17 protein-coding genes are annotated in these 18,687 nt (G+C 63.9%); 11 read left to right on the top strand and 6 right to left on the bottom strand.

Features of this window, described 5'->3' with window-relative positions; translation table 11 throughout:
• Positions 1-12: 12 nt before the first annotated feature.
• The 3 genes from betC to HU764_RS25040 all read left to right on the top strand — a co-directional run bounded on the left by betC (position 13) and on the right by HU764_RS25040 (position 4,176).
• Positions 13-1,530: a choline-sulfatase gene (gene betC, locus HU764_RS25030; protein ID WP_186703903.1), complete on the top strand. Its 1,518-nt coding sequence runs from the start codon at positions 13-15 to the stop codon at positions 1,528-1,530.
• Positions 1,531-1,544: 14 nt separating this feature from the next.
• Positions 1,545-2,468 (top strand): choline ABC transporter substrate-binding protein, encoded by a 924-nt coding sequence (choX, locus tag HU764_RS25035; RefSeq protein WP_186703904.1) that lies wholly within the window; start codon positions 1,545-1,547, stop codon positions 2,466-2,468.
• A 142-nt stretch (positions 2,469-2,610) separates the two neighbouring features.
• Complete coding sequence (locus tag HU764_RS25040) at positions 2,611-4,176, top strand: SulP family inorganic anion transporter (protein ID WP_186703905.1); 1,566 nt, start codon at positions 2,611-2,613, stop codon at positions 4,174-4,176.
• Positions 4,177-4,318: 142 nt separating this feature from the next.
• On the opposite strand, the gene aroE is transcribed toward HU764_RS25040, so the two are convergent.
• Complete coding sequence (gene aroE, locus HU764_RS25045; RefSeq protein WP_027592041.1) at positions 4,319-5,143, bottom strand: shikimate dehydrogenase; 825 nt, start codon at positions 5,141-5,143, stop codon at positions 4,319-4,321.
• 25 nt (positions 5,144-5,168) lie between these two features.
• A complete protein-coding gene (hemF, locus tag HU764_RS25050) occupies positions 5,169-6,080 on the bottom strand; it encodes an oxygen-dependent coproporphyrinogen oxidase (protein WP_186703906.1) in 912 nt (303 codons plus the stop codon).
• Positions 6,081-6,214: 134 nt separating this feature from the next.
• On the opposite strand from hemF, the gene HU764_RS25055 reads away from it, so the two are divergent.
• The gene (locus HU764_RS25055; protein ID WP_186679257.1) at positions 6,215-7,192 is read left to right on the top strand and encodes an NADPH:quinone reductase; all 978 of its coding nucleotides are present in this window, start codon (positions 6,215-6,217) and stop codon (positions 7,190-7,192) included.
• 136 nt (positions 7,193-7,328) lie between these two features.
• Here the strand turns inward: HU764_RS25055 and tsaC are convergent, their stop codons facing one another.
• Positions 7,329-7,886: an L-threonylcarbamoyladenylate synthase type 1 TsaC gene (tsaC, locus tag HU764_RS25060; protein WP_027592045.1), complete on the bottom strand. Its 558-nt coding sequence runs from the start codon at positions 7,884-7,886 to the stop codon at positions 7,329-7,331.
• 42 nt (positions 7,887-7,928) lie between these two features.
• Entirely contained in the window at positions 7,929-9,026 is a 1,098-nt protein-coding gene (dprA, locus tag HU764_RS25065) for a DNA-processing protein DprA (protein ID WP_085272127.1), read from the bottom strand.
• Between the two features lie 207 nt (positions 9,027-9,233).
• On the opposite strand from dprA, the gene def reads away from it, so the two are divergent.
• From def to HU764_RS25090, 5 genes are read left to right on the top strand one after another with little or no spacing between them, the layout of a single operon-like run.
• Positions 9,234-9,740 (top strand): peptide deformylase, encoded by a 507-nt coding sequence (def, locus tag HU764_RS25070; protein WP_027592047.1) that lies wholly within the window; start codon positions 9,234-9,236, stop codon positions 9,738-9,740.
• Between the two features lie 60 nt (positions 9,741-9,800).
• Positions 9,801-10,733, top strand: coding sequence for a methionyl-tRNA formyltransferase (gene fmt, locus HU764_RS25075; protein WP_186703907.1), 933 nt, complete (start codon positions 9,801-9,803; stop codon positions 10,731-10,733).
• The gene (gene rsmB, locus HU764_RS25080) at positions 10,730-12,040 is read left to right on the top strand and encodes a 16S rRNA (cytosine(967)-C(5))-methyltransferase RsmB (protein ID WP_186679269.1); all 1,311 of its coding nucleotides are present in this window, start codon (positions 10,730-10,732) and stop codon (positions 12,038-12,040) included. The genes fmt and rsmB overlap by 4 nt, the downstream gene beginning before the upstream one ends.
• A 23-nt stretch (positions 12,041-12,063) precedes the next feature.
• Complete coding sequence (gene trkA, locus HU764_RS25085; RefSeq protein ID WP_027592050.1) at positions 12,064-13,437, top strand: Trk system potassium transporter TrkA; 1,374 nt, start codon at positions 12,064-12,066, stop codon at positions 13,435-13,437.
• Positions 13,438-13,448: 11 nt separating this feature from the next.
• Positions 13,449-13,757: a tetratricopeptide repeat protein gene (locus HU764_RS25090; protein ID WP_027592051.1), complete on the top strand. Its 309-nt coding sequence runs from the start codon at positions 13,449-13,451 to the stop codon at positions 13,755-13,757.
• 369 nt (positions 13,758-14,126) lie between these two features.
• Here the strand turns inward: HU764_RS25090 and HU764_RS25095 are convergent, their stop codons facing one another.
• A complete protein-coding gene (locus tag HU764_RS25095) occupies positions 14,127-15,014 on the bottom strand; it encodes a lysophospholipid acyltransferase (protein WP_186703048.1) in 888 nt (295 codons plus the stop codon).
• 41 nt (positions 15,015-15,055) lie between these two features.
• Complete coding sequence (locus HU764_RS25100; protein WP_027592053.1) at positions 15,056-15,607, bottom strand: DNA-3-methyladenine glycosylase I; 552 nt, start codon at positions 15,605-15,607, stop codon at positions 15,056-15,058.
• 83 nt (positions 15,608-15,690) lie between these two features.
• On the opposite strand from HU764_RS25100, the gene glyQ reads away from it, so the two are divergent.
• Together glyQ and glyS are read left to right on the top strand one after the other, a co-directional pair.
• Complete coding sequence (glyQ, locus tag HU764_RS25105; RefSeq protein WP_027592054.1) at positions 15,691-16,638, top strand: glycine--tRNA ligase subunit alpha; 948 nt, start codon at positions 15,691-15,693, stop codon at positions 16,636-16,638.
• Positions 16,635-18,686 carry a glycine--tRNA ligase subunit beta gene (glyS, locus tag HU764_RS25110; RefSeq protein ID WP_027592055.1) on the top strand — a complete coding sequence of 684 codons (2,052 nt, stop codon included), beginning with the start codon at positions 16,635-16,637 and terminating at the stop codon, positions 18,684-18,686. The genes glyQ and glyS overlap by 4 nt, the downstream gene beginning before the upstream one ends.
• Position 18,687: the final 1 nt, after the last annotated feature.

Here is an 18,687-nt window from a genome sequence, read left to right on the forward strand (position 1 = left end):
TGGAAGCCAACCATGACGCGCCCGAATATCCTGTTCATCATGGCCGACCAGATGGCCGCCCCCCTGCTGCCGATCTACGCCCCTTCGCCCATCCAGATGCCAAACCTCGCCCGCCTCGCCGACCAGGCGGTGGTGTTCGACTCGGCGTACTGCAACAGCCCGCTGTGCGCACCGTCGCGCTTCACCCTGGTCAGCGGCCAGTTGCCCAGCCGTATTGGCGCTTACGATAACGCCGCTGACTTCCCCGCCGATGTGCCCACCTACGCCCATTACCTGCGCCGTCTCGGCTACCGCACTGCGCTGTCGGGCAAGATGCACTTCTGCGGCCCAGACCAGTTGCACGGCTACGAAGAACGCCTGACCAGCGATATCTACCCCGCCGATTACGGCTGGGCCGTGAACTGGGACGCCCCGGACGCGCGCCCGAGCTGGTACCACAACATGTCGTCGGTGCTGCAGGCCGGCCCATGCGTGCGCACCAACCAGCTGGATTTCGACGAGGAGGTGGTGTTCAAAGCCCGCCAGTACCTCTACGACCATGTGCGCGAAAACGATGGCCGGCCGTTTTGCCTAACCGTGTCGATGACTCACCCCCACGACCCGTACACCATTCCCAAGCGCTACTGGGATCGCTATGAGGGTGTGGATATCCCAATGCCCAGCGCCGAGTTTGACCAGCGCGAGCAAGACCCGCACTCGCAGCGCCTGCTCAAGGTCTACGACCTGTGGAACAAGCCCCTGCCTGTGGACAAGATCCGCGATGCCCGCCGCGCCTACTTTGGCGCCTGCAGCTACATCGACGACAACATTGGCCAGTTGCTGCAAACCCTTGAGGAATGCGGCTTGGCGGAGGACACGTTGATCGTGTTCTCCGGCGACCACGGCGACATGCTTGGCGAGCGCGGCCTTTGGTACAAGATGCACTGGTTCGAAATGTCGGCGCGCGTGCCACTGCTGATCCACGCCCCCAAACGCTTTGCCGCCGCGCGCGTGAGTGCGTCGGTCTCCACCTGCGACCTGCTGCCGACCCTGGTCGAACTGGCCGGCGGTGCCGTGGACACGTCCCTGCATCTGGACGGCCGCTCGCTGCTGGGCCACCTGCAAGGGCAGGGTGGCCACGACGAGGTCATTGGCGAATACATGGCCGAAGGCACGGTCGGCCCGCTGATGATGATCCGCCGTGGCCCGTACAAGTTCGTGTACAGCGAAGACGACCCATGGCTACTCTATGACCTGAGTCGCGACCCGCACGAGCGGGAGAACCTCGCCAGCAGCCCCGACCATCAGGCGCTGCTGCAGGCATTTGCCGATGAAGCCCGGCAGCGCTGGGACATCCCCACCCTGCGCCAACAGGTGCTAGCCAGCCAGCGCCGCCGCCGCCTGGTGGCCGAAGCCCTGGCCATCGGCAAGCTGAAAAGCTGGGACCACCAACCGTTGGTGGACGCCAGCCAACAGTACATGCGCAACCACATCGATCTCGACGACCTCGAGCGCAAGGCCCGTTATCCACAGCCCGCCCCTCTGGATTGAGAAGAGAGTTCGCCATGCAAAAAATCTCCGCCGCCGTGCTTGCCCTGGCCCTCGGCCTGGGCGCTGCCACGGCTCACGCCGACGACGCGCAATGCAGCACCGTGAAGATGGCCGACCCCGGCTGGAGCGATATCGCCACCACCAACGCCATCGCCCGCCTGCTGCTGGAAAGCCTCGGCTACCAAGTAAAAATCGACAGCCTGGCCGTGCCGATCATCTATGGCGGCCTCAAGGACGGGCGCGTCGATGCCTTCCTCGGCAACTGGATGCCGGCGCACCAGGGGTTTCATGACAAGTTCATCGCCAATGGTGATGTGCAGCAGTTGTCGCGCAACCTTGAAGGCACCGAGTTCACCCTCGCGGTGCCCGACTATGTGTGGAACGCCGGGGTCAAAGACTTCGCCGACCTGCAAAAGCACGCGGACCAGTTCGACAAGAAACTGTATGGGATCGGCGCTGGCGCGCCTGCCAACCTGTCGCTGAAAGAAATCATCGATGAGAACCAGTTCGACCTCGGCCAGTGGAAGCTGGTGGAGTCGAGTGAGCAGGCGATGCTTGCGCAAGTGGACCGTGCCGTGAAGAAGCAGCAATTCATCACCTTCCTTGGCTGGACACCGCACCCGATGAACGTGAAGCTGAAGATGCACTACCTCACGGGTGGGGAAAAGTGGTTTGGCAGCAAGGGCCAGGTCTACACCCTGACCCGCAAAGGTTATGCACAGGCGTGCCCGAATACAGCGAAGCTGCTGGGCAACCTGACATTTACCCTGGACATGGAAAACAGCATCATGGCCGAGGTTGTGGATAAGAAAGTGAGCTTCGATGAAGCAGCCAAGGCTTGGGTGAAGGCGCATCCCGAAGTACTGGAAGGGTGGTTGGCTGGGGTCAGCACCCAGTCCGGTGGCGATGCCCTCGCGGCCGTCAAAGACAAACTCTGATCAACCGCACGCTGCAATCCCCTGTGGGAGCGGGCTTGCCCGCGAATACCGGCGAAGCCGGTGCCATGCACCGCGGTGGCTTCTTCGCGGGCAAGCCCGCTCCCACAGAGGCACAGCGCAACTTCAGGAATGTGGATAACCCATGCACCGCCTCATCCAGCTGCTGCCTTTCCTTGCCTGGCTCCCCCGCCAATCGGGCCGCAGCCTGCGCCAGGACCTGCTGGTCGGCCTGAGCGGTGCCATCCTTGCCCTGCCGCAATCCATCGCCTACGCCCTGATCGCCGGCCTGCCCGCCGAATACGGCCTGTTCGCCGCCATCGTCCCGGTGCTCATCGCCTGCTTGTGGGGGTCTTCCTGGCACCTGATCTGCGGCCCGACCGCAGCCATCTCGATCGTCCTCTACGCCAGCGTCAGCCCCCTGGCGGTACCGGGCAGCGCGGACTACATCACGCTGGTCCTGCTGCTGACATTGCTCGCCGGCATCTTCCAGCTCTTGCTCGGCCTGCTGCGCTTCGGCGCACTGGTCAATTTCGTCTCCCACTCGGTGGTGCTCGGCTTCACCCTGGGCGCCGCCATCGTCATCGCCCTCGGCCAGTTGCCCAACCTGCTGGGCATGGACTTGCCAAGCCAGGCCACGGCGTTGAAAACCGTGCAAGACCTGGCCAGCCACGCCGGGGAGGTCGACCTGCCGTCGCTGATACTGGGGCTGACCACGGTGCTGATCGGCATGGCCTTCAAACTCTGGCGGCCCCGCTGGCCGAGCCTGTTGATAAGCCTGATCGTGGTCAGTTTGCTGGCCTGGTCACTGCCTGGCTTTTTTGGCCATGTGCCGCGGGTACCTGCCTTCACTGGCCAATTGCCCCCGTTGAGCCCACTGCCGCTACTGGACGTGGAGTTGATGCTGCGGCTGCTGCCGACGGCGGTGGCGGTGGGCATGCTCGGCCTGGTCACCAGCCTGTCGATTGCCCGGTCGCTGTGTGCGCGCTCTGAACAATTGATCGACGCCGACCAGGAAATCCGCGCCCAGGGCCTGTCGAACATCGTCGGCGCGTTCTTCTCCGGTTACCTGTCATCAGGCTCTTTCACCCGTTCAGGCTTAAGTTATGACGCCGGCGCCCGCTCACCGCTGGCCGGGGTGTTCTCGGCCCTGTGGGTCGCGCTGTTTGCCGTCGCAGGGGCAGGGCTGATCGCCCACCTGCCGATCCCGGCGATGGCGGGCAGCATCCTGCTGATCTGTTGGGGGTTGGTGGATCACCGTGGCATTCGGGCGCTGTTCAGGGTCAGCCGCTCGGAGTTCCTGGTCATGGCCCTGACCGCCGCCGCGACCTTGCTGCTGGAGCTACAGACTGCGATCTATGCCGGGGTGCTGGCTTCGCTGTTCTTTTACCTCAAACGCACGTCCCGGCCACGGGTGCAGCAGAGCCGCGAAGGGCAGGCCGACGTGCTGCGGGTGGGCGGGTCGATCTTCTTTGGCGCGGCGCATTACCTGCAGGTGCGCTTGCAGCGCTGCCAGGGGCCGCATGTGGTGATTGATGCGCGGCAGGTGAATTTTATCGATTATTCGGGTGTGGATATGTTGCACCGAGAGGCACGGCGGTTACGGCGAGCAGGGGGGAGTTTGACCTTGCAGCGGGCGCGGCCGCAGGTGGTCGAGGAATTGCAGAAGTTGGAAGGGGTGGATTTGTGTCCCATCAGGTTTGAAGAGTGAGGTTGGGTTGAGATCTTGGGGCTGCTTTGCAGCCCATCGCAGGCAAGCCAGCTCCTACAAGTACAGCGCCAACCTCGGGCCTTGCGATATCCCTGTAGGAGCTGGCTTGCCTGCGATGGGCCGCGAAGCGGCCCCGACAGCGTCAACCCCGAGCAAGCTGTCGGCGCAGTTCAGCCAGCACCGGCGCCGTATCCGGCCTCACGCCACGCCAGATAAAGAACGCCTCAGCCGCCTGCTCAGCCAGCATCCCCAGCCCATCCAGCACCTTGGCCGCACCTAGGTTGGTAGCCCATTGGCAAAACGGCGTCGGCTCCTTGCCGTACATCATGTCGTAGCAAACCGTGCGCCCCGCCTCGACCAGGCTGTCGGCAATCGGCGGCATCTCGCCCGCCAGGCTCGCCGAGGTGGCGTTGATGATCACGTCCACCGGCTCCTGCAGCCAGCTGAACCCACTGGCCACCACCGGCCCAAGCTCAGCGAACTCACGCGCCAGTTGCTCGGCCTTTTCTACCGTGCGGTTGGCGATCACCAGCGACTGCGGATCGTGCGCCAGAATCGGCTCCAGCACCCCGCGCACCGCCCCCCCCGCGCCCAAAATGAGGATACGCTTGCCCGCCAGCTCGACCCCCGCATTCACGGTCAGGTCGCGCACAAGGCCAGCACCGTCAGTGTTGTCCCCCCGCAGCGAGCCATCCGCCAGCTTGCTCAGGGTATTCACCGCACCCGCCCGCTGGGCACGTGGGGTCAGGCTGTCGCACAGGCGGTAGGCTTCTTCCTTGAACGGCACCGTGACATTGCCGCCACTGCCTTGCTTGAAGAAACCGCGGGCACAATCGCTGAACTCGTCCAGCGGCGCCAGCAGGGTGGCGTATTCCAGGTCCTGGCCGGTCTGCTCGGCGAACAGGCGGTGGATCAGCGGCGACTTGCTGTGGCCGATGGGGTTACCGAAAACGACGTACTGGTCCATGGGGGCTCCTCGGTTATCCACAGGTTTACTGGGCGAGCCAGTCGCGGTCTTGCAGGAAGTACTCGGTCAGGCGCGCTTCTTCGCTGCCGGGCACGGCCTTCCAGTCGTAGCCCCAGCGGACCTGCGGCGGCAGCGACATAAGGATCGACTCGGTACGCCCACCCGATTGCAGGCCGAACAAGGTGCCACGGTCGTAGACCAGGTTGAACTCCACGTAGCGACCGCGACGGTACTCTTGGAACTCGCGCTGCTCGGCGGTATAGGGCGTGTCCTTGCGGCGTTGGACGATCGGCAGGTAGGCCTCGACGAAGGCATCGCCAATGGCACGGATGAAAGCAAAGCAGGTGTCGAAGTCCCACTCGTTCAGGTCGTCGAAGAACAGCCCGCCAATGCCACGTGGTTCGCCACGGTGCTTGAGGTGGAAGTAGCGGTCGCACCAGGCTTTGTAGCGCGGGTACACGTCAGCACCGAATGGCGCGCAGGCCTGCTCGGCCACACGGTGCCAGTGGATGCAGTCTTCTTCGTTGCCGTAGTACGGGGTCAGGTCGAAACCGCCGCCGAACCACCACACCGCCTCTTCACCTTCTTTTTCGGCGATGAAGAAGCGCACATTGGCGTGGGACGTCGGCACGTGCGGGTTGTGCGGGTGGATCACCAGCGACACCCCCAGGGCCTCGAAACCACGGCCCGCCAGCTCGGGGCGGTGGGCGCTGGCCGACGGTGGCAGGCCGGCACCGAACACGTGGGAGAAGTTGACCCCACCTTTCTCGATCACCTTGCCCTCACCGATCACCCGCGTGCGGCCCCCGCCACCGGCTTCACGCGTCCAGGCGTCCTCGACAAAGCGGGCGCCGCCGTCCTCACGTTCAAGGGCGGAGCAGATGCGGTCTTGCAGGTCGAGCAGGTAGGCTTTCACGGCCTCGGTGCGGCTGGTCATCGGGTCACCTGGAGCGGGCAGAGAAGAATTCGCCGCGTAGCATACCACCGGCGGCTGACGCGCCGCAGTTGACGGCGATCAAGCAAAGGCGTCCGATAGAGGGCTGTTACCAATCCCGACAACAGGAGTGCGAGATGGCCAAGCGTATCCAGTTCAGCCAGCATGGCGGCCCGGAAGTTCTGCAGCTTGTAGAGTTCGACCCCGCCCCACCTGGGCCACAGCAGGTCCGCGTGCGTAACCAGGCGATTGGCCTGAACTTCATCGACACCTATTTCCGCAGCGGCTTGTACGCACCGCCATCCTTGCCTTCCGGGCTCGGCACCGAGGCCGCTGGTGTGGTCGACGCCGTGGGTGAGGGCGTCACCCGCCTGAAAGTCGGCGACCGGGTTGCCCATGCCGGCGGCCCGCTGGGTGCCTACAGCGAAGTGCATACGCTGCCCGAGGCCAACCTGGTCAAACTGCCGGATAACATCAGCTTTGAGCAGGCAGCGGCGGTGATGCTCAAAGGCCTGACCGTGCAGTACCTGCTCAAGCAGACTTATGCGGTGCAACCGGGCGAAGTGATCCTGTTCCATGCCGCTGCCGGTGGCGTGGGTTCGCTGGCCTGCCAATGGGCCAAGGCGCTGGGGGCCAAGTTGATCGGTACTGTCAGCTCCGCTGAGAAGGCCGAGCGGGCGAAGGCGCTGGGGGCATGGGAAACCATCGACTACAGCCATGAAGATGTGGCCAAGCGCGTACTGGAGTTGACCGACGGCAAGAAATGCCCGGTGGTGTACGACGGCGTGGGGGCCGATACCTGGCTGACCTCGCTGGACTGCCTGCAGCCGCGTGGGTTGATGGTGAGCTTTGGCAATGCTTCGGGCGCGGTGAGCGGGGTGAACCTGGGGATTCTGGCGCAGAAGGGCTCGCTGTATGTCACCCGCCCGACCCTGGCGAGCTATGCCAACAATGCCGAGAACACCCAGGCCATGGCCGATGACCTGTTTGCGATGATTGCGAGTGGGAAGCTGGTTGTGGATATCCAGCAGCGGTATCCGCTGAGTGAGGCAGCCAAGGCGCAGGCGGAACTGTCGGCTCGACGGACTGTGGGGTCGACTGTTTTGTTGCCTTGATTTAGGTACGCGATCGCATCGGGGCGGGCAGGTGCTTGGCTTGAGAATTTCAGCGCCTGTGAAATCGAGCGCCGCCCGCGCGGCGCTTCGCGGGGCAAGCCCGCTCCCACAAGGAGGTGTATTGGCGCTTGGCAATTTAGCCCGGCCGAACGACTTCGCCCGTCGCCAGGTTGCGAATCACACTTGGGTTCTTCCGCCCGCCCAACGCCCCGCCCAGTACCAGGTCCAGCTGGCCATGGAAGTACTGCTCCACCCGCAAGCGGCTCTTCGCCGCCGGGCGACCGCCGGGGTTGCACGAGGTGGAAATCAGCGGCCCGACCAGCGCGCACAGCTCACGCACCTGCGGGTGGTCACTGACCCGCAGCGCCACCGTGTCGTGCTGGCCGGTCACCCACTCCGGCAACAGGTCCTGGTGCGGCACCAGCCAGGTGTTCGGGCCTGGCCAGGTGCTGCCCATGCGGTCAATCCAGTCCTCGGGGAAATCCTCGAACAAAAAGTCGAACTGGCGGATATTGTCGGCGATCAGGATCAAGCCTTTATCCACAGGCCGCGACTTGAGCGCCAGCAGGCGATACACCGCGTCCTCGTTCCACGGGTCACAGCCCAGGCCCCAGACCGCTTCCGTCGGGTAGGCGATAACCGCGCCCGCCCGGATCTCACGTGCGGCTTGTTGCACACGAAAACTGCTCACCATTGCTGTCTCTCCGCCTATATACCTTGCTTGTGAGCAGTGTACTTAGCCAACGCGGGCAAACCAACGCCCGGCTTCATTGCTGACCCGCCCTTCAAGCTCCAGTTCGGTGAGCTGCGCCATCACCTGAGCCAACGTCAGTTCGCTGCAGTGGGCCAGGCTCTCGGTAGTCTGTGGCGCGGCATGCAGCAAGGCGAGCAGGGGGTGATCACGCTGTTCAACAATGGCCGGGGGCAAGTTCTGCCAGCCCTGCAGGCTTTCCAGAATCTGTTCCACGCTCTCCACCAGCAGCGCACCGTCGCGAATCAACTGGTGGCAGCCTTTGGCCCCCGGGTGGTGGATGGAGCCTGGGATGGCATACACCTCGCGGCCCTGCTCAGCCGCCAAGCGCGCCGTGATCAACGAGCCACTGGCCAAGCTCGCCTCCACAACCAATACGCCCAGCGACAAGCCACTGATGATGCGATTACGCCGCGGAAAATTGCCCGGCAGCGGGCCGGCATCCAGCGGGTACTCGGAAACCAGCGCGCTGCCGCTGTCGATCATCGCTTGGGCAAGCTCGCGATGGCGCTGTGGATAAAGTTTTTGCAGCCCCGTCCCGAGCACCCCAATTGTGCCGCCCCCGGCCTGCAACGCTGCCCGATGAGCGGCACCATCGATACCCAGTGCCAGGCCGCTGGTAATGGTGAAACCCGTCTGCGCCAAGTAGCGAGAAAATGCCCGGGCAGTGTCGAGCGCGGGCGGTGAAGCACGCCTGCTGCCCACAATTGCCAACTGTGGCCTTTCCAGTAATGCGGGGTCGCCAGCGACGAAAAGCAACGGCGGCGGGTCGTCGGTTTCGGCCAGCAGAGCAGGGTAGCCAGGGCTGTCCCACATCAGTAAATGCTGGCCCGGGCGCTCTAACCAGGCCATTGCAGCCAGTGCACCGTCACGCACTTCGGCGCTTCTTCGGGCTTCGATGCTGGCTTGCGGAATGCCCAGTGCGCGCCAGGCTGCGGCCGGCGCACTCAGCGCCGAAGACGCGCTGCCAAAAGCTTTCAGCAGGCTGTGAAAGCGGCGTAACCCTGTGTCCGGCAGGCGGTGCAGGCGCAACCTCGCCTCCAGTTCGGCAGGCGCGCAAGGCGACGAATGGTGGGTCAACATGAGGATCATCCTTGATCGAAACGGGGCCATCGACGTGGCACAACCTGTGGATAACTGTGTTGATAACGCTTTGACAACCTGTCCATCAAATGGGTGATAAGCCGTCCGTTTAAACCCTAGCCGAGCTTTGCCAGGTGCCGAATGCCCCGATTACCTTTATTATGTGTGCTCAGTTTTCAACCGAACGCACAGTGACTGCCCGACCTTATGGCCATCTTGAACATTCTCGAATTCCCGGACCCGCGCCTGCGCACCCTCGCCAAACCGGTGACGGTGTTCGACGACGCCCTGAGCCAGCTGATCGACGACATGTTTGAAACCATGTATGAAGCGCCTGGCATCGGCCTGGCTGCGACTCAGGTCAACGTCCACAAGCAAGTGGTGGTGATGGACTTGAGCGAAGACCGCAGCGAACCGCGGGTCTTCATCAACCCCGTCGTCGAAGAACTGACCCACGACATGGGCCAGTACCAGGAAGGTTGCCTGTCGGTGCCTGGCTTCTACGAAAACGTCGACCGCCCCCTGCGGGTGCGCGTCAAAGCCCAGGACCGCGACGGCAAGCCGTTTGAGCTCGAAGCCGAAGGCCTGCTGGCCGTGTGCGTGCAGCACGAGTTCGATCACCTCAACGGCAAGCTGTTCGTCGATTACCTGTCCACGCTCAAACGCGACCGGATCAAGAAGAAACTGGAAAAGCAGCACCGCCAGCAAGCCTGATCCCCACCTTCCAGAAGGCTTGCTCCGGCAAGCCTTTTTCTTTTTTGCAGCGAGAACTCCATGCGCATCGTCTTCGCAGGCACTCCAGAGTTTGCCGCCGAACACCTCAAGGCACTGCTCGACAGCCCCTATGAGATCGTGGCCGTCTACACCCAGCCGGACCGCCCAGCCGGGCGTGGCCAGAAGCTCATGCCGAGCGCGGTCAAAGCACTGGCCGTGGCCCACGACATCCCGGTGCTGCAGCCGCCAACCCTGCGCAATGCCGATGCCCAGGCGGAACTCGCCGCGCTCAAGCCCGACCTGATGGTGGTGGTCGCCTACGGCCTTATCCTGCCCCAGGCCGTGCTGGATATTCCGCGCCTTGGTTGCATCAACAGCCACGCCTCCTTGCTGCCACGCTGGCGCGGTGCGGCGCCGATCCAGCGCGCCGTGGAAGCCGGCGATGCTGAGAGCGGCGTGACCGTGATGCGCATGGAAGCGGGCCTGGACACCGGCCCGATGCTGCTCAAGGTGGTCACCCCGATCAGCGCTGAAGACACCGGCGGCACCCTGCATGACCGCCTCGCCGAAATGGGCCCGCCTGCGGTGATTCAGGCCATTGCTGGCCTTGCCGACGGCTCGCTGCAGGGTGAAGCCCAGGATGACGCCCTGGCCACCTATGCCCACAAGCTGAACAAAGACGAAGCACGCATTGACTGGCGCCGCCCGGCCGTGGAGCTGGAGCGCCTGGTGCGTGCTTTCAACCCGTGGCCGGTGTGCCACAGCACCCTGGACGGCGAAAGCGTGAAGGTGCTGGCTGCCACGTTGTCCACAGGCAACGGCGCCCCTGGCGAGATCCTGTCTGCCAGCAAGGACGGCCTGGTAGTCGCCTGCGGTGACCAGGCACTGAGCCTGACCCGCCTGCAACTGCCCGGCGGCAAGGCACTGAACTTCAGCGACTTGTTCAACAGCCGCCGCGAGAAATTCGCCAACGGCAAGGTGCTCGGCCAATGAACCCTCGCCTGGCCGCCGCCCGTGCCTTGGCCGCTGTGCTCAGCGGCAAGGCTTCGCTGAACAGCTCGTTGCCGGCACAACTGGACAAGGTCGACGAACGCGACCGGGGCCTGACCCAAGACCTGGCCTTCGGCACCGCCCGCTGGCAGCCGCGCCTCGACCTGCTCGCTGCGCAGTTGCTGCAGAAGCCGTTCAAAGCGGCCGATGCCGATGTGCAGGCCTTGATGCTGGTCGGCCTGTACCAGCTGTTCTACACGCGCATTCCGGCGCACGCCGCCATCGGCGAAACCGTGGGTTGCGCCGACAAGCTGAAAAAGCCGTGGGCCAAAGGCCTGCTCAACGCCGTGCTGCGCCGCGCGCAGCGTGAAGGCGAAGCGCTGCTCGCTGGCATGGAGCGCGACCCGGTGGTGCGCACTGCCCACCCGCGCTGGCTGCAGAAATCGCTGAAGGCCTTCTGGCCCGAGCAATGGGAAGCCATCTGCGCCGCCAACAACGCCCACCCGCCGATGATTTTGCGGGTCAACCGCCGCCACCACAGCCGCGATGCCTACCTGGCCTTGCTGGCTGAGGCCGGCGTGGGCGCCAGCGCCTGCCAGTACAGCCGTGACGGCATCGTGCTGAATGAGCCCTGCGATGTGCGCAGCCTGCCTGGCTTTGCCGAAGGCTGGGTGAGCGTGCAGGACGAAGCCGCGCAGCTGTCCGCCGACCTGCTCGAACTGGCCCCCGGCCAACGCGTGCTCGACGCCTGCTGTGCCCCGGGCGGCAAGACTTGCCACTTGCTCGAAGCCGAAGCTGGCCTGGCGCAGGTGGTGGCCATCGACCTGGAAGCCAAGCGCCTGACCCGCGTGCGCGAGAACCTCGATCGCCTGCAACTGGACGCCGAGCTGATCGCCTGCGATGCCCGCGACACCGCCAGCTGGTGGGACGGCAAAACGTTCCAGCGCATCCTGCTCGACGCCCCGTGCTCGGCCACCGGTGTAATCCGCCGCCACCCGGACATCAAACTGACCCGTCAGGCCGACGACATTCCGGCCCTGGCCATGTTGCAGGGCGAGCTGCTCGATGCCCTGTGGCCAACCCTGGAAGTGGGCGGCATGCTGCTTTACGCCACCTGCTCGAGCTTGCCGACCGAGAACACCGAGGTGATCGACGCCTTCCTCGCCCGCACCCCGGGCGCCCGTGAGTTGGACCTGGCCACCGAGGCCGGCCTGCGCCAGCCACATGGCCGCCAGTTGCTGGCCCAGGAAGGCGGCCACGACGGGTTCTACTATGCCAAGCTGATCAAGATCGCCGCGTCACGCGGATAAGCACAACGGTTAGGGAGTAGCGGATGAAGATCATCATCCTCGGCGCGGGGCAGGTGGGCGGTACGCTGGCAGAACACCTGGCCAGCGAGGCCAACGACATTACCGTGGTCGACACCGACGGCGAGCGCCTGCGCGACCTCGGCGACCGCCTGGACATCCGCACGGTGCAAGGCCGCGGCTCGCTGCCGACGGTGCTGCGCCAGGCCGGTGCCGACGACGCCGACATGCTGGTGGCGGTGACCAACAGCGACGAGACCAACATGGTGGCCTGCCAGGTCGCCTACTCGTTGTTCCACACCCCGACCAAGATCGCCCGGGTACGGGAGTCGGCCTACCTCACCCGCGAAGAGCTGTTCCACAACGACCACATCCCGGTCGATGTGCTGATCAGCCCCGAGCAGGTGGTGACCAACTACATCAAGCGCCTGATCGAGCACCCAGGTTCACTGCAGGTAATCGACTTCGCCGAAGGCAAGGCGCAACTGGTGGCGGTCAAGGCGTACTACGGCGGCCCGCTGGTGGGCCAGCAGTTGCGCCAGATCCGTGCGCACATGCCCAACGTCGACACCCGTGTGGCGGCGATCTTCCGCCGTGACCGGCCGATCACCCCACGCGGCGACACCGTGATCGAGGCCGATGACGAAGTGTTCTTCATCGCTGCGAAAAAAGACATCCGCGCCGTGATGGGCGAGCTGCGACGCATCGACGAGACCAACAAGCGCGTGGTCATCGCCGGTGGCGGGCAGATTGGCGAGCGCTTGGCCGAGGCCATCGAAAGTCGCTATCAGGTGAAGATCATCGAGATGAACCCGGCCCGCTGCCGCCACCTCTCCGACACCCTGGAAAGCACCGTGGTGCTGCAGGGCAGTGCGTCAGACAAGGACCTGATGCTCGAAGAGAACATCGCCGACGCCGACATCTTCCTGGCCCTGACCAACGACGACGAGGCCAACATCATGTCGTCGCTGCTGGCCAAGCGCCTGGGTGCGCGCAAGGTGATGACCATCATCAACAACCCGGCCTATGTGGACCTGGTGCAGGGCGGCGAGATCGACATCGCCATCAGCCCACAGTTGGCCACCATTGGTACCTTGCTGGCCCACGTGCGGCGTGGCGATATCGTCAGCGTGCACTCACTGCGCCGCGGCGCGGCCGAGGCCATCGAAGCCGTGGCGCATGGCGATTCGAAGTCGAGCAAAGTGGTCGGCAAGGCCATCGAAGACATCGCCCTGCCGCCAGGCACCACCATTGGCGCGATCATTCGTGACGAAGAGGTGATGATTGCCCACGACGACACAGTGATCGAATCGGGTGACCATGTGATTCTGTTCGTTGTGGATAAAAAGCACATTCGGGATGTGGAGAAGCTGTTCCACGTCGGCTTGAGTTTCTTCTAGGAGAAGAGGGCATGCGCGAATCGCTGGAAAAGATGCTGGCCAAGGGTGTGGATAACCCGCTGTTGAGGTTCGGCCTTGGCAAGGCCTGGCTGGACGAGGGCAATGGCGCTGAGGCGGCGGTGCACCTGGCGCGTTGCGTGGAACAGGACCCGAAGTATTCGGCAGCGTGGAAGTTGCTGGGTAAGGCGTATCAGTTGCAGGGGGATTTGGCGGCGGCGCGCAAGGCCTGGGAGGACGGGATCGTGGCGGCGCAGGCCCATGGGGATAAGCAGGCCGAGAAAGAGATGACTGTATTTCTCAAGAAGTTGAATAAAGTCTGAGATTGCCGGGGCTGCTTTGCAGCCCATTCGCGGGGCAAGCCCGCTCCCACAAGTCCTGCGCAGCCTGAGGGTCACTCTATACCTTGTGGGAGCGGGCTTGCCCCGCGAATGGGCTGGCCATCTCCCACAAGTCCTGCGCAACCTGAGGGTCACTCTGTACCTTGTGGGAGCGGGCTTGCCCCGCGAATGGGCTGGCCATCTCCCACAAGTCCTGCGCAACCTGAGGGTCACTCTGTACCTTGTGGGAGCGGGCTTGCCCCGCGAATGGGCTGGCCATCTCCCACAAGTCCTGCACAACCTGAGGGTCACTCTGTACCTTGTGGGAGCGGGCTTGCCCCGCGAATGGGGCGCAAAGCGCCCCCAACTATCTCAATACCAACGCGGCTCACCCGCCGGGCGCTTCTTGAAGCGCTTCATGCTCCACATGTACTGGCTCGGATACTCACGCACATACCGCTCGACCACCTGGCTCATGGCCGCCGCCGACTCGGTCACATCCGTGCTGTACATCGCCTCCGGCGCCGCTTCCAGAATCACCCGGAACCCAGACCCATCCGGCAGCCGCAACGCATGCAGGAACACACCCACCGCCTTGCCACCGGCCAGCATGTTCGGCACGAACTTGCTGGTCAGCGCCTGGGTGCCCAGGAACGGCACGAACACACCCGCCGACTCAGCAGGTTCCGGGTCCGCCGGAATGCCCACCTGGCCCCCGCGGCGCACTTCCTTGATCACGCTGAGGATGCCTTCCTTGGTCGAAGGCGCCACGCGGTTACCCATCTGCACTCGCTGTTCACGCAACAAATCATCCACAGCTTTGAGCTTTGGCGGGCGGTAGAAGATGATCGGTTTGCACTGGTTGCAATAGAAGTGGTTCAACACTTCCCAGTTACCCAGGTGGCTGGTGATGCCCACCACGCCCTTGCCCGAGGCCAGGGCCTGCTCCAGCACTTCCAGGCCGTGCACTTCCTTGACCAGTTCCAGCGAACGCTGCGGTGGCCAGATCCAGGCACAAGCGCTTTCGACAAAGGATTTGCCGATGTCTCTCAGCGCACGGCCGACCAGTTGCTCACGTTCGGCCGGGTCCATCTCCGGGAAACACTTGGCGAGGTTGATACGCACCACGTTGCGCGACCCGTTCGGGACCTTCCACATCAGCCAGCCGATACCGGCGCCGACGCGCTGCACAGCGCCCCAGGGCAACTTGGCGAACAGTCGAAGCACCCCGACCATCAGGGCGCCCTTGAACTTTTCCACAGGCGAATTCCTTATTTCAGCAAGGCGCGCATTGTACCCCGTCAGCGCGCCAAGGCGGCGTAGCGATCACAATCGGTGGTGTGGTCCATGACCATACCGGTGGCCTGCATGAAGGCATAACAGATGGTTGGGCCGACAAACGTGAAGCCGGCTTTTTGCAGGGCCTTGCTCATTGCCTTCGCTTCATCGGTAACGGCAGGCATTTCGCTTCGGTCCTTGAAATGGTTGACTTTGGGCGTGCCGCCCACAAACGACCAGAGCCACTCGGCTGGGTTATCCACAGCCAGCCAGGCCTGGGCGTTGCGCCGGGCCGCCTTGAGCTTGAGGCGGTTGCGGATGATGCCGGCGTCGAGCATCAGTGCTTCGATGCGTTCATCGCTCATCTGCGCCAACTTCACCGGGTCGAAGCCATGCATCACCTCGCGATAACGCTCGCGTTTACGTAAAACCGTGATCCATGACAGCCCCGCCTGGAACCCTTCGAGCAAAAGCATCTCGAACAGCAACGCCGGATCACGCTGCGGTGTTCCCCATTCCTGGTCGTGGTAGGCCTGGTACAACGGATCGTCGGTACACCAAAAGCAGCGTGGCATAAGGCTCCAATGAGTAGAGGGCGAGGCGAATCAGGTTATACTCCCGCTCTTTACATCCGCATCCCCAGATACAGGTGAATTTCGTGAGCCAGCCTACGCCAGCCGTGCGTACCTTCCAAGACCTGATCCTCGCCCTGCAGAACTACTGGGCAGCTCAAGGTTGTGTGGTGCTTCAGCCCTACGATATGGAAGTAGGCGCCGGCACTTTCCATACCGCCACGTTCCTGCGCGCCGTCGGCCCAGAGACCTGGAACGCCGCCTACGTGCAGCCTAGCCGTCGCCCTGCCGACGGGCGGTATGGCGAAAACCCAAACCGCCTGCAGCACTACTACCAGTTCCAGGTGGTGCTCAAGCCGAACCCGGCCAACTTCCAGGAGCTGTACCTCGGCTCGCTTAAAGCCATTGGCCTGGATCCGCTGGTCCACGATATCCGTTTCGTCGAAGACAACTGGGAATCGCCAACCCTCGGCGCCTGGGGCCTGGGCTGGGAAATCTGGCTCAACGGCATGGAGGTGACCCAGTTCACCTACTTCCAGCAAGTGGGCGGCATCGAGTGCTACCCGGTCACCGGTGAAATCACCTACGGCCTCGAACGCCTGGCCATGTACATCCAGGGTGTCGACTCGGTCTACGACCTGGTATGGGCCGATGGCCCGTTCGGCAAGGTTACCTACGGCGACGTGTTCCACCAGAACGAAGTCGAGCAGTCGACCTACAACTTCGAACACGCCAACGTCGAGAAACTGTTCGAGCTGTTCGACTTCTACGAAAGCGAAGCGAACCGCCTGATCAAGCTGGAGCTGCCGCTGCCGACCTACGAAATGGTCCTGAAGGCTTCGCACACCTTCAACCTGCTCGACGCCCGCCGCGCCATCTCGGTGACCGAGCGCCAGCGTTACATCCTGCGCGTACGTACCCTGGCCCGGGACGTGGCGCAAAGCTATCTGCAAGCCCGCGCACGCCTGGGCTTCCCGATGGCCACCCCTGAATTGCGTGACGAAGTGTTGGCTAAGCTGGAGGCTGCACAATGAGTGCTCAAGATTTCCTGGTAGAACTGGGCACCGAAGAGCTGCCACCCAAGGCCCTCGCCAGCCTGGGCGACGCCTTCCTGGCCGGTATCGAGAAAGGCCTGCAGGCCGCTGGCCTGAACTACGCCAGCAAATCGGTATACGCCGCGCCGCGCCGCCTGGCCGTACTGATCCGCCAACTCGACGTGCAGCAGCCTGACCGCAGCATCAACATCGACGGCCCGCCCCTGCAGGCTGCTTTCAAAGACGGCGAGCCGACCCAAGCGGCCCTGGGCTTTGCCAAGAAGTGCGGTGTAGAGCTGTCGGAAATCGACCAGAGCGGCGCCAAGCTGCGTTTCTCCCAGCACATCCCGGGCAAGGCCACTACCAGCCTGCTGCCGACCATCGTCGAAGACTCGCTCAACGACCTGCCGATCCCCAAGCGCATGCGCTGGGGCGCCAGCCGCGAAGAGTTCGTGCGCCCAACCCAGTGGCTGGTGATGCTGCTTGGCGACCAGGTCGTCGACTGCACCATCCTCGCCCAGCAGGCCGGCCGTGAGTCCCGTGGCCACCGCTTCCACCACCCGGAAAACGTGGTTATCACCACCCCGGCCAACTACGTCGAAGACCTGCGCAAAGCCTACGTGCTGGCCGACTTCGCCGAGCGCCGCGAGCTGATTGCCAAGCGCACCGCCGAACTGGCCCTGCAGCAGGAAGGCAGCGCCATCGTGCCGCCGGCGCTGCTGGACGAAGTGACCGCGCTGGTCGAGTGGCCAGTGCCGCTGGTGTGCTCGTTCGAGGAGCGTTTCCTCGACGTGCCGCAAGAAGCCCTGATCACCACCATGCAGGACAACCAGAAGTACTTCTGCCTGCTGGACAGCGAAGGCAAGCTGCTGCCGCGCTTCATCACCGTGGCCAACGTCGAAAGCCGTGACCCGAAGCAGATCATCGAAGGCAACGAAAAGGTCGTGCGCCCACGCCTGACCGATGCCGAGTTCTTCTTCAAGCAAGACAAGAAGCAGCCGCTGGAAACCTTCAACGAGCGCCTCAAGAACGTGGTGTTCCAGGCTCAACTGGGCACCGTGTACGACAAGGCCGAGCGTGTTTCCAAGCTGGCCGCGTTCATTGCCCCGCTGATTGGCGGCGACGCCCAGCGCGCCGCGCGTGCCGGCCTGCTGTCCAAGTGCGACCTGGCCACCGAGATGGTCGGCGAGTTCCCTGAGATGCAGGGCGTTGCCGGTTACTACTACGCGCTCAACGATGGCGAGCCGCAAGACGTCGCCATGGCGCTGAACGAGCAGTACATGCCGCGCGGCGCTGGCGCCGAGCTGCCAGAGACCGTCACCGGTGCTGCCGTGGCGATCGCTGACAAGCTCGACACCCTGGTCGGTATCTTCGGCATCGGCATGCTGCCAACCGGCAGCAAAGACCCGTACGCACTGCGCCGCGCCGCGCTGGGCGTGCTGCGCATCCTGATCGAGAAGCAGCTGGACCTGGACCTGACCGGTGCGGCCGAGTTCGCGGTCAAGCAGTTCGGTGCCAAGGTCAAGGCTGCCGGCCTGGCTGAGCAAGTGCTGGAGTTCATCTTCGATCGCTTGCGTGCACGCTACGAAGACGAAGGCATCGACGTGGCCACCTACCTGTCGGTACGCGCCCTGAAGCCGGGCTCTGCCCTGGACTTCGACCAGCGTGTGCAGGCCGTGCAGGCGTTCCGCAAACTGCCGGAAGCCGAAGCCCTGGCCGCGGTGAACAAGCGCGTATCGAACCTGCTGAGCAAGGCCGAAGGCGCCATCGCCGAACAGGTCGAGCCGAAGTACTTCGACAACGCCAACGAGTTCTCCCTGTACTCGGCCATTCAGCAGGCCGACCAGGCCGTGCAACCGATGGCCGCTGCGCGCCAGTACAGCGAGTCGCTGGCCCGCCTGGCAGCCCTGCGTGACCCGGTCGACGCCTTCTTCGAGGCGGTGATGGTCAACGCCGAGGACGCCAAGGTCCGCGCCAACCGTTATGCCCTGCTCAGCCGCCTGCGCGGTCTGTTCCTGGGTGTGGCCGACATCTCGCTGCTGGGGTAAG

Origin of the sequence: Pseudomonas kermanshahensis, assembly GCF_014269205.2 — a bacterium.
Lineage (GTDB): Bacteria > Pseudomonadota > Gammaproteobacteria > Pseudomonadales > Pseudomonadaceae > Aquipseudomonas > Aquipseudomonas kermanshahensis.